The organism is Tissierellales bacterium, assembly GCA_025210965.1.
In the GTDB taxonomy this organism is placed as follows: domain Bacteria; phylum Bacillota; class Clostridia; order Tissierellales; family JAOAQY01; genus JAOAQY01.
Map to the genome: position 1 here is coordinate 1 of JAOAQY010000122.1, position 12,011 is coordinate 12,011.

8 protein-coding genes are annotated in these 12,011 nt (G+C 35.0%); 1 reads left to right on the top strand and 7 read right to left on the bottom strand.

Annotated features, from left to right (window positions below; genetic code table 11):
* Window positions 1–378 precede the first annotated feature (378 nt).
* The 5 genes from N4A40_09230 to N4A40_09250 form a co-directional block, all read right to left on the bottom strand.
* On the bottom strand, window positions 379–1,701 hold the full coding sequence (locus N4A40_09230) for an HlyD family type I secretion periplasmic adaptor subunit (GenBank protein ID MCT4662028.1): 1,323 nt from the start codon (window positions 1,699–1,701) through the stop codon (window positions 379–381).
* A 32-nt stretch (window positions 1,702–1,733) separates the two neighbouring features.
* Window positions 1,734–3,848, bottom strand: a complete 2,115-nt coding sequence (locus tag N4A40_09235; protein ID MCT4662029.1) for a type I secretion system permease/ATPase — start codon at window positions 3,846–3,848, stop codon at window positions 1,734–1,736.
* 458 nt (window positions 3,849–4,306) lie between these two features.
* Complete coding sequence (locus N4A40_09240; GenBank protein ID MCT4662030.1) at window positions 4,307–5,212, bottom strand: hypothetical protein; 906 nt, start codon at window positions 5,210–5,212, stop codon at window positions 4,307–4,309.
* A 224-nt stretch (window positions 5,213–5,436) separates the two neighbouring features.
* Window positions 5,437–6,969 carry a rhodanese-like domain-containing protein gene (locus N4A40_09245; protein ID MCT4662031.1) on the bottom strand — a complete coding sequence of 511 codons (1,533 nt, stop codon included), beginning with the start codon at window positions 6,967–6,969 and terminating at the stop codon, window positions 5,437–5,439.
* Window positions 6,959–7,504 (bottom strand): hypothetical protein, encoded by a 546-nt coding sequence (locus N4A40_09250; GenBank protein MCT4662032.1) that lies wholly within the window; start codon window positions 7,502–7,504, stop codon window positions 6,959–6,961. The genes N4A40_09245 and N4A40_09250 overlap by 11 nt, the downstream gene beginning before the upstream one ends.
* Before the next feature lie 566 nt (window positions 7,505–8,070).
* Between N4A40_09250 and N4A40_09255 the strand changes: the two genes are divergently transcribed.
* Window positions 8,071–8,832, top strand: coding sequence for a hypothetical protein (locus tag N4A40_09255; GenBank protein ID MCT4662033.1), 762 nt, complete (start codon window positions 8,071–8,073; stop codon window positions 8,830–8,832).
* Between the two features lie 195 nt (window positions 8,833–9,027).
* On the opposite strand, the gene N4A40_09260 is transcribed toward N4A40_09255, so the two are convergent.
* A complete protein-coding gene (locus N4A40_09260; GenBank protein ID MCT4662034.1) occupies window positions 9,028–9,351 on the bottom strand; it encodes a YlbF family regulator in 324 nt (107 codons plus the stop codon).
* 86 nt (window positions 9,352–9,437) lie between these two features.
* The coding region (locus N4A40_09265; protein MCT4662035.1) for a hypothetical protein at window positions 9,438–12,011 on the bottom strand (2,574 nt) is incomplete at its 5' end.

A 12,011-nucleotide genomic window follows, 5' to 3' on the forward strand; every position in this document is an offset into this window, starting at 1 on the left:
CTCTTTAAGTTCATCCCAAAAGTTTCCATTACCTAGGTTGTTAGTTCCTTCTGTGTTAACCGTCATAATTTCACTCTCCCTCTCATATATATTTATCGCTAAACCAAATCCCTTTATTTCATTGATTGAGCAGGATAAAACAATATTTCCATTTTAAATATTAATAATTTTCTGTCTTTTCAGATTATTGTAATGTTTAAAATCAAAACCCTCTAGCATCTTTTTGTAAAATATATTAGTAAAATTCAATAAATTATAAAAACAAAAACATCTACTACATTGAATTAGAAAGATTTTCCATCACGATTGAATTTAACGCAGTTCGTTTAAATGGTGAAAACAATGCATTAACTCACCTTTGTGAATTAATGCATTAAACTACCTTAATTCAAAACTCTCTTTGAAGCTCTTTATTCCAGGTATAAAGAAATCAATTATTCTTCTCTCTCCTACTTTTGCTTCTACTGTAACCGTCATTCCAGGAGTTATATCTACATCCTTATTGCCAATATGAATGAAATTCTTGTCCATTCTAACTTTAGCCTTGTAAACATATCCTAGCTGCTGATCTCTAACAGCATCGGGACTTATATAAACCACTTCTCCTTCTATGACACCATACCTTTGAAACGGAAAAGCATCGAATTTTATTTCAGCTTCTTGTCCTACCTCTATAAAGCCAATGTCCCTATTTAGCACAGAAGCCTCTATCACTAGTTCACTTCCATCTGGCACTATAGATACAATAGATTTTCCAGCAGCTACAACTCCCCCGATAGTATTTTCACTTATACTCTGAACTATACCATCTATAGGCGATACGATAGTCTGCTTCTCTATCCTCTTATTCACCTTTGAAAGTTCCTTTTCAAGCTGCTGTATCGCCTTATCTTTCTCGACTATTTCCTTCATATTACTCTTATTATAATCGGCAGCACTAAGCTTTTTTTGATTTCTCATACTAGCTATTCTCTGACTAGATATCTCTATATTCGTCTTTTGAACCTCAACTTCTTGAATCACAGAATCTAACTCTGCCTTCTTCGTATTGTATTGATATTCAGTTATACCATCATTCTCATAGAGCTTTCTATACTTATCTTCCTCATCTTCTAGCTTTCTGAGTTTGACATTCAAAGTATCTAGCTTTTTCTGTTCTCTCTCTAGTTCTTTCACACTCGATTTTATATTATTTTCAAGAGCTTCCTGCTTCTTTAAGTACTCCTCATCTTTTGCATCATTGTAACTTGACTGCATATCAAAGCTTTCCACATCAATTCCATTCGAATCTTCTATTTTTTCATCATTTCCATTTATCGTACCAATCAAAAGCTTACGCTCAAGTTTGGCAGTATTTAATGCAGTTTCAATCTTATCTTTTTCATCTTCTAAAATAGATGTATCGAATTTCATCAAAAGCTGACCAGCTTTAACATTTTGTCCTTCTTTTACATTTATATTTTCTATAGAACCACCTTCAAGAGACTGCATCACCTTTATATTACCGTTTGGTACAACTCTTCCCCTAGCTATAGAGACTTCATCTACTTTACAAAATATAGACCAAGTTATCGCACTAAGTAGTATAAGTGAAATAAGCCAAATCACAGCTTTACCAAGAGGTGATTCTGGTGTCTCTATGATCTCTAGCGCCGAAGGTAAAAATTCGGTTCTAATATCTTTTTCTTTAAAAAGCTTCATATCTCATATCTCCTCCAAATCCATACTTTAGTTTAGCTATCTTGTTGACTAAATAGATAGTGATAAAGACCCTTTCTCTCAATCAATTCACTATGTGAACCAACTTCCATTAGACTTCCCTTATCTAAAACCATAATAGCATCGCAATCTTTTATTGTAGAAAGTCTATGTGCTATTATAAGTACTGTACGTCCCTTACATATGTTAGCTAAATTCTTCTGTATGATATTCTCAGATTCATAATCTAGCGCCGATGTTGCCTCATCAAATATTAAAATTCTAGGATTTGTAATAAGCGCTCTTGCAATTGCTATTCTCTGACGCTGTCCTCCGGAAAGGGCCGTTCCCTTCTCTCCAACCTGAGTATCATATCCTTCTGGAGTAGCAAGTATAAACTCATGTGCTCCTGCTAATTTTGCACAGTGCACTATTTCGTCCATAGTAGCTTCTGGTTTGTGAATACAAATATTATCCTTTATCGTTCCACTAAACAAATAGTTTTCCTGAAGCACTACACCAATTTGCCTTCTGAGCCAGTGTGGATCTGCCATAGATATATCCACTCCGTCTATCATTATCTTGCCAGCTTCAGCTACATAGAGCCTTTGGACTAGCTTCAAAAGAGTACTCTTTCCTGAACCAGATCTTCCAACGACACCTACAGTCTTTCCAGCTGGTATTCTAAACGAAAGATTCTTGATAGCTTCTGGCGTATTTGGTCTATATCTATAGGTAACATTTTGAAACTCTATATTTCCCTTTATGCCTGGCAATCTAACCTTGCTACCATCGGCACTTGGTTCTGGTACTGAATTAAATATATCTCCAAGTCGCTCTATAGAAACACTCATCTGTTGGAACTCTTGCCATAAATTCACAAGTCTAAGTATCGGTCCACTTACTCTTCCAGAAAGCATTCTAAATGCAATCAACTGACCTACTGTAAGCTTCCCACTTATAACCATATGAGTACCTACCCAAAGTATAGCTAAATCAGTACCTCTCTGAATAAACTGAGCTACAGCTCCTGAAGTACCACCTGTTATCGACGTTTTAAACGATGAACCTGTATAATCGGCTACCTTATCTTCCCATCTCTTCTGGCTAAGTGGCTCTAGCGCAAAAGACTTTATAGTCTGAACTCCAGATACAGATTCTACTAGAAAACTGTGCATCTCTGCATTGTACTGGAACTTTTCCTTCAATTGATTTTTTAGTATCGGTGTAATAAATAGCGATAATCCAATAAATAGCGGGAGTGATAGCATTACTATATTGCTAAGAGTTTTGCTATACATATACATCACTACTATATACACTACTAAAAACATCAAATCTAGCACTGTTGAAAGAGGTGCTCCTGTCAAAAACCTTCTTACATTTTCAACCTCTTTAACTCTAGCTATAGTCTCTCCAACCCTTCTAACTTCAAAAAACTTAAGTGGAAGTTTAAATAAATGATTAAATATCCTAGAGCTAAGAATTACGTCGATTCTATTGGTAACATGTGAAAATACGTAATTTCTAGCAACTCCCATAAACATCTCAAATGTAATTACAATTATTAATCCTATCATAAGTCCATTTAGCGTCGTAAAACTCTTGTGAACCAAAACCTTATCTATAATTGCCTGTATAATAAGTGGCGATATAAGTCCTATTATCTGTAACATAAATGCCGCCATCAGAACATCAATAAATGACTTTTTGAATTTCAATATAGTTGGTATAAACCATTTCAATCCAAATTTTATATTTCTATTTTTGAAATCTTTATTTTTCATCAGTATTACTTTACCAGTCCAAATATCTCCAAGCTCCTCTGGAGTCATCTCCTCGGCAGCTTCTTTTTCTGGATCAAATACCATTACCTTATCTTCTCTAGCTCTTGCTAATACTATAAAATCCCCATCTTCATTTTCTATAAGTACTGGAAGAGGACACTTTATAAGCTTATTAAATTCCATCTGAGTCGACTTAGCTTTTAATCCAACTTTCTTGCTCACTAGCAATATATCCTTCTCGCCTAAGTCCTGCCCTTCGAGCGCAAACTCATGGTCTATCTGCTCTGGATTTAGTGCAACATGATTGAGCTGGGCTGCTATTATAAAACTGCTAAGTGACTTCTTCAATTCATTTTTTTCCATTCATCGCTCTCCTTTCATAACTAACTCCACTTGATTTAAACAAGTTTGCATTTACCTTTTGATGATATTAACATAGTTCATAATATTTTTCCACCTTTTTTCGTGAACTAGATCACATGTTCACAGCTTATTTTCACTTGTTAAATCCATCTGTTATCGTTTATAACTTGCTTTACCACGCTCAAGTAGCTGTCTTTTTTGTTCATTTTGTTCACAGTTAATTACGCATTAATATGAATTTATTCAATCGACATTTTCAAAACTCACGGTTTACACTGTGTATTTATTAATGATATCAAATTTAGAACCATTAGTACTCTACTTTTCAAAAATTGACAAAAATATGCAGAAAGAGAACATTTATTTACGATAGTTAAAATGAATTTTTCTTCATTCAGACAAAAAAATAGCCGAACTTACAAAGGAAACACTTTCCTTTTATAAATTCAGCTATTTTTTTACTTCCACTCATCAAAAAATCTCATCATCTCTTCATAAGTCGCACTTTGTAGTCTATATGCAAAATTATTTGGCACTGCCTCATTATAACCATTTGCAAAAGCACTTTTCAGCTCCTCTACACTAGCCAATCCCTGTTCTAATATATCTCTACTAAGTTGCTTTAGTCTATCCGTCGTCTTCTCAACACTCACATACGATGGTTCTTTAAACCCATCTACCTGAGTTTGAGTATCAATCCGCAATACAATTTCAGGTTCTTTCACTCTAAATGGCTCCGCTAAAAGCTCAAAATACAAGCTCTCACGCTGCGATTCGTGCTTTAGTTCTAATTTAGAAGAAAAATCTGGTTTTTCTAGTTTTTCAGCCTTGATTAATCTATCAAATTTTTCATCTAATCGATTTTCAAACCGTGCAGCTTCTTCTTGATACTTCTCTGGGAGCTGTGCTCTCAAACTGCGCTTAGCATTTTCATACGCTTCTCTCAGTTTTTCTAATTCTTCTTTGTCCCCATCTGCTAATTCTAATGTAATTTTTTCTATATAGTCAGCATACTCCTCCATATCGACTTCATCATCTAAATCAACTTCCATAACAGTACTACTATGAACTATATATTCTTGTTCCTTCAACACTTGCCGTAATTGCTCTTCTGTAGCGTCTGTAGAAGAACTTTGAGCATAAATTTCATGACGTGTAATTCTCGAAAACAACGCCCTGACTTCCTGATTTACAGATAAAAGCGAGCCATTTTTATTAGTGTAATTACCCAATCGGAATTTATTATCCTTAAACAAACTATCAATCTCTCTATCATGTAGTTTTTGAACATCAAATCGTCTCGCATTGTCATTTCTAGTCCCTGTGAACAACCATCCATTACTGTGACTCGTGCTTATTTTCATATCACGCCTCCTAATCTTAAACTCCAAACGCCTAAAGACGTGTGGTTCTTAGGTAATATAACTTCCTTTATGCTGTAAATTCATATTACTTTCCATCTTTAATTAATGATACCACAATAATTTACAAAAAAACTAAACTTGTGAAGATATATTCACTAAGTTCAGTTTTTTACCTCCACTCATCAAAAAATCTCATCATCTCTTCATAAGTAGCACTTTGTAGTCTATTTAGTATATCCACAAGAATCCACTGGCAAATAAGGAATATCCTCTGGTATACCTGCCGTTTTTCGTGGAGTATCCTCTCTCAGATGCCATTCATACCATCCTCCATCGTAAACACTTATATTTTCCCAACCCATAGCTGCCGCGTACATATAAGTTTCACTAGCTCTCCATCCAGTTCCGCAGTGGAAAGAAACATATTTATCTGGTGTAATTCCCCAATCAGCCCATCTTTTAGCTATCATATGATAGTTAAACATAGTATTATCTGGATTTCTATAATCCTCCATATGATATGGATCTGATCCAGCATAGCCAAATCTAGAATTCACTATATCTCCAGCTTCTCCTATATAAGTATAGCCACTCACATCACAAATATACTCTGGCCAACTTCTAATAGAAGCTATAACTGCATTCGGATCATCTATAAGCTTCATCTCATCATCTAAATCTATCATTACTTTAGGATTTGCTGGAACATCCGCTCCAAACTCTTTAGCTTTTTCAGGATTTACTACTCCAGATTCAAGTGGCATTTGATCTAAATTCCACCTCTCTATACCACCATTTAATATCCTAACATCCTCTACTCCAGCGTATTTCATAGTCACCGCACACCTAGATGCAGCTGTAGTATTCGGACCGTATATTACAACTGTAGTATCCTTTGTAATTCCAAGATCTGTTATCATCTGCTCTATAGTAGCATCATCAGGTCTATTCCAAAAATCCTCCTTCTGATCTTGAGGAACAAACTCATAATCTGCCAAATTTCTAAGTCCTATAATCTCATTTATAGTCTCGTCTACATGAACAGCTCCTTTTATATGTCCTTTTTCGTAATCAGCCTCTTGTTTCCCAAAACTAAGTTCCACTATCTTATAATCTCCGCCATCATAGGTATCTGGATTTTCTCCATCAACTAAGCTCTGTACCCACTCTGGATAGACCAAAAGTTCATAATGTTCCATCTTTTCCATAGGAAGAGATTCATCGCCGCTCCAAGCTATAGCTCCTCCCTCTAATACTGAAATATCTTCATAGCCTAGCGAATTAAGCTCTTTTATGATGCTCTCATCGACACTAGAATCATCATACAAAACTATACTCTTTTCAGTATCAATATGCCTTCTATCTAGCTCTCCCTTAGTATCTTCATCGCTATCAAGTATATCAAACCAATCAGCAGGAAAATCGACAGCTCCCTTTATGTGACCGCCCCTACTTGCATCTATCTGCCAGCCTATATACTCAGCCTCACTTCTAAGGTCTACAAATAACGTATCTTCATCTCCTACAACTGCCTTAGCATCAGCTATACTCATAGTTTTGTAACTTACATCAGAATCAGATATAGCTTTATCAGATTGTACTGCATTTTCACTCGAATTCTTTGATTTCGTCTCTGCCACTACCTCGCTAGACTTACTTTCATTTGAACTACTTTCACTCGCGTTACTAGAACATCCACTCGCACTTATTAAAAGCGCCGCACTTAATACATACATCAAATACTTCTTAAACTTCATCTTTTAAAATCCTCCCTCGTAATTTATATGCCAAAACCCCCGCCATAGAACATGAAATTCCATAGCTCAAAAAATTATTCATAAATTTATTAGAAACATGACTCGCATAACACTTTACCAATTCACTGATAAATGATTCACTCATAACTCTTTCAAATCCGCCAAAACAAATCGCAGAAACAAAATATCCCCAAATCGGAATAATAAAACTCAGCACCATAATTCTGATAGCTATATTTCGAAACACTCTATTTGAAAAAACAGTTCCAGCTACAAAACCTTCCATCATCGGAATAAGTGCAAGTATCATTCTATAACTCAAACCACTATCTACATACATCCACGTGGCGCTAAAAATGCCACCAATCATCGCTCCTGCAATCGGCCCTAAAAAAGCCCCTACAATAGCAGTTCCTAAAATACTCGTCGCTATTACAGCTGGCAAACTTATGTATATTCTCGACAACGCCACTAATACATTTATCAAAAGTCCCAATATAACAATAGAAACTACAAAAAACTTTTTATATTTCATAATATCTCCTAAATGCAAAATTACAAATTTTCCCTTATAAACATATCACAGATCATCCAATATCGCGATTATTATAAACATTCTCTATGCATTTTGTTTTCCTATAAATAAATCTAATCACGAATAAGTTACCTTAAGACGGTGCCTGGCACCACCTTAAGGTAACTTATTGGCGATTAATTTTGCACAAAAAAATAGGCAACCCTTGATTTCTCGCTAGAGCTGCCTTTTAATACGAATTAATATTTTCATCTATCATGCTTTGGTGGACTCACCTCTTTCTGACTAAATTTCCTTGATACTCCTGTTAATTAGGAATTGATTAACTTTGTTTGCTTTTATCATCTCCTTTTTTTGTATTGTAATGAGTATATACCCGCACGCTTTGGGTTAAAACAATTTTTTTGAAAAATAATTTTTAAGATATAAAAGCCAAAAATAAACACCGATAATTCACTATGTTAATTTTCTGTAATTGCACCGAATAATCTTGATTATTGTATCTAATAAGCATATACTCATATTGTACATAAAATCACTAAAATACAAAGGGAGATGTTTTTAATATGAAAGATTCAAGCAAAAAAAACGTTATAATAGCAATATTAGCCTTAGTATGCATACTAAGTATAGGATCACTAGTTTTTGCAAATATGCCAAATAATAATCCGAGCGATGAAAATACTCCATCAACTGAAGACAATTTAAAAGAAAACGATGAAAAATACGATGATGTAACATTAGCTGACCTACCTGCAATAATTGAAAAAGAATTAGAAAAAGCTGCAAAAGAAGTAGAACCCGAAATGAAAGAGATGCAAAAAACTGTAGCTACTGAAATCGATAAAGCTATGAGTGATATAGACCCTGATTTGATCAAAGATTCAATCAATGAAGCATTCGGATCTATTGATGTAGATGACTATGAATTCGATGATACTAAAGATCCTGAAAATGGTAAAAAATTCAAACTTGAAAAAATCGACTTATCTGATGGCTCTGTAGTAGCTACTATAAATTCACATAATGCCATAAAAAAATTCACCCTAAAGACATTATCTATGGATAAATGGAAATATACAGACTCTACTTATGAAAACTATAATATAGATACGCCTATATTTGAGCTTAGATTTAGTCAAACCGAAACACCTCAAGAACTAAATAAAAACCAAGATTTATCAAAATACTATACGAATCAAGTCATAACTATATACAAAGATTCTAATACAGTGAAAATAAATATGAACGATATGATTACTAATTATTTTCAACTTCCAGATGATGCATTAAGTAAAATCATAGAACTAAAAAATAGTGAAAAATAAATCCCTCACTATATAGAAACGTAAATACTTTCTAATTTGTAAACCTCAATTTCAAAAAAAATAAAAAAAATTTAAAAAAAGGTGTCTTTCCCAGAAAAATCATTGTAACTAAAACAATTTTTCTATGAAAAAGACACCTTTTGTTATTGTAAATTTAACTAAGCTATCAATCTATTTCAAGACAATTTAACTAATTTACTCTACTGCACTCGTAATTATCTTTTGAATATCTTCCATCACCTTCGTAAATTTGAACTCAGCTTGAAAGAAGTTTGCCAATTTAGGATTTACTATGCACGAGTGATACAACTCTTGACTAGCTCTAACTTTCTCTTCGTCAATTTTCTCACCTCTAGCAGTAGCTCTTTGAATCTCAAACTGCATCACCTTAAGTTCCTTAACCATGTCCTCTGCTTCTTTGTCACCCTCCACTTCAGCGATAGCATTTTTAAAAGCTTTGTACTCATCGCTTTCTTTTATTGCTTCCGCTAATTTGTTTGCTTGATCTTGTAATTTCATTGCCTTTCCTCCTAAATATTTTATAGATAAATATTCTAGTACTTTTAATATTTCATACTAGTAAATCTTTTTATATTACCTATAGACTAGCACGGCTCTATTTCTCCAAAAGGATTGTCCTCAGGATTAAATATCTCTCCAATAGGATTTTCAGTATTTCCGCTTTGTGAGTCAACAACTCCTACGCCACTATCCCCTTCGAATATAGCCATATCGTGTATAAGTTTATCTATTTGGCTAACTGTAAATTGATTTTTTACACCACCAAGTCCCTCATTTATTCCTATTTTATGTTCATCACCAGCAAACCAATCCTCTATAGTTATTGCACTATTGTTCTTATCCTTAAATGTAATAGTCAAATCGTCATCTTGCTTCTCAAGTTCAATATTCGATGTGAAAAATGCAGCATCATTCATTATAATATTTTCATTAGCTCCATTTTCAGTGTATATCGTCTTGTGTCCGCTTGAATCTTTATCGATATGGTACAAATCATTGCCTGCGCCACCTTCTAATCTCACATCTCCATTTCCAGCATACAAATTATCATTTCCATCTCCACCGTAGAGCTCATCATTTCCGTCTCCACCATATAACTTGTCATTTCCTATGCCTCCATAAAGTTTATCAGCTCCGCCTAGACCATGTAATTCATCATCTCCAACTTTACCATACAACTCATTAGCCTTCTCATCACCTCTGATGACATCGTTAGCTAGACCTTTAGCTCTTATCTTTTCTGTGAAATCATATCCATCAGATGACACGATATCCATTTTGTGATCTGCTCCTGCAAACCAATCGCTTACAGTAAGTCTTCCGCCGTCTTCACGAACAGAATTGATAACCAAATCCTTGCCATTTCTATCAAATGTCAAATCATCTGAACCTAATCCTTCAAACACTATTTTGTCATTTCCAGCTGCCGGGTCGTATATAGAATCGTCGCCAAAATCATGTCCACTGAATCTATAAGTATCATCACCTAGACCACCAAACATTTTGTCATCTCCAGCGCCACCTATTAACTCATCGTTGCCTATTCCTCCGGCCATGAAATCGTCTCCAGCTCCGCCTACCAACACATCATCGCCTTGTTCGCCATAAATAGTATCATCTCCAGATCCACCATCTATCTCATCAGATCCAAGACCTCCATAAAGCTTATCGCCTCCAGCTTCTCCAAAGATTTTGTCATCTCCGTCTCCACCTTTAACAGTATCATTTCCAGCTCTAGCATAAATAGTATCAGAGCCTCCATTACCAGCTATGTTGTTGTCAATTTCAGTTCCAATTATTTCTTCGGCCATATCACTTCCTATTACGGCCTCAAACTCGTAAATTCCATGTTCCTTAGCTTCACCATCATTGTAAGAAAACTTATTGTTCTCCAAATCTATCTTTATATCTCTTAGGTTACTGCCTTCAGCTTCTGCCATATAATCATTCATCTTTGTATAATCTAAATAATCATATCCATCGCCACCTACAACTATATCATTTCCGTGATAGTCATAAACTATATCATCACCAGCACCTGCATTTATATAGTTTTTGCCATCGACATCTTCAATGTGGTCATCGCCTTCTCCGCCGTATATTTGATCATCTCCACCGCGGCCATACAATTTATCGTCGCCTAAGCCTCCAATCAATCTATCAGCTTTTCCACTTCCATATATTCTATCGTTTCCAGCTCCACCATCAGCATAATCATAAATATTCGAATCAACTTCTTCATGTTCTCTTTCCGATAAAAACTCAGTAAACATAACATCATCACCGTCTCCACCGTAAAGTTCGTCCGCGCCAAGACCACCATATAAATTATCATTTCCAGCATCGCCATAAAGTCTGTCATTGCCTTCTTTACCAGCTAAATTGTCATTTCCTTCTTTTCCGTAAAGTTCATCATATCCTTCTCCACCATTTAGAACATCATCTGCATTTCCACCAAAAATATGGTCATTGCCTTTGTATCCCATAATGAAGTTTGTCTTGTCATCAAATCCATACAATTTATCTCCAAACGCACTACCTACAGCTTGTTCCATAGACACTATATTCTTTTGATTACCGTACTCGACATCATAAACCCTCTCAGTTATGCGCTTTGCAAATTTTACTGTTTGAGTATTTAAATCAAGTTCTATACCTTTAGATGCATTGTGGTAATCAACCTTGTCTATTCCGTCTCCACCATCTACTACTTTACTAGCTTCATACGCTGCTATAATATCATTACCTATACCACCGTAGAGTTTATCAGCTCCACCTTTACCATCTATGATATCTCTACCGTCATCTCCATATAGACTATCACTTACATTCGTACCTACAAGAGTATCATCTCCACCCCATCCGTGGAATGTACTTCCTTGCTGTCTTTCAGGTGTTTTTTCAAGCTCTTTTGTCACTATAATATCATCATTTTCTGTTCCATCCACTGTATTCTTCTCTGCTGCTCCGTAGAATTGTATTCTAACATCATCTGCACCTTTAAAGTTAAGTTCATTTGACTTTGTCCCTTCACTAGATGTAATTTTTAGTGTTTTAACACCATCTAGCTCCGAACCAATTTTATAACCTGGTTTGTAAACAAACTTATTTATAGCACCTCTCAAAGATGGCAATACAAATGTTTCAAAATTCTTAGC

Bases quoted from the DNA above. Each gene is read 5' to 3' on its own strand.
- N4A40_09230 (MCT4662028.1), bottom strand. From the start codon at position 1,701: ATGAAGCTTTTTAAAGAAAAAGATATTAGAACCGAATTTTTACCTTCG.
- N4A40_09250 (MCT4662032.1), bottom strand. From the start codon at position 7,504: ATGAAATATAAAAAGTTTTTTGTAGTTTCTATTGTTATATTGGGACTT.
- N4A40_09235 (MCT4662029.1), bottom strand. From the start codon at position 3,848: ATGGAAAAAAATGAATTGAAGAAGTCACTTAGCAGTTTTATAATAGCA.
- N4A40_09255 (MCT4662033.1), top strand. From the start codon at position 8,071: ATGAAAGATTCAAGCAAAAAAAACGTTATAATAGCAATATTAGCCTTA.
- N4A40_09245 (MCT4662031.1), bottom strand. From the start codon at position 6,969: ATGAAGTTTAAGAAGTATTTGATGTATGTATTAAGTGCGGCGCTTTTA.
- N4A40_09260 (MCT4662034.1), bottom strand. From the start codon at position 9,351: ATGAAATTACAAGATCAAGCAAACAAATTAGCGGAAGCAATAAAAGAA.
- N4A40_09240 (MCT4662030.1), bottom strand. From the start codon at position 5,212: ATGAAAATAAGCACGAGTCACAGTAATGGATGGTTGTTCACAGGGACT.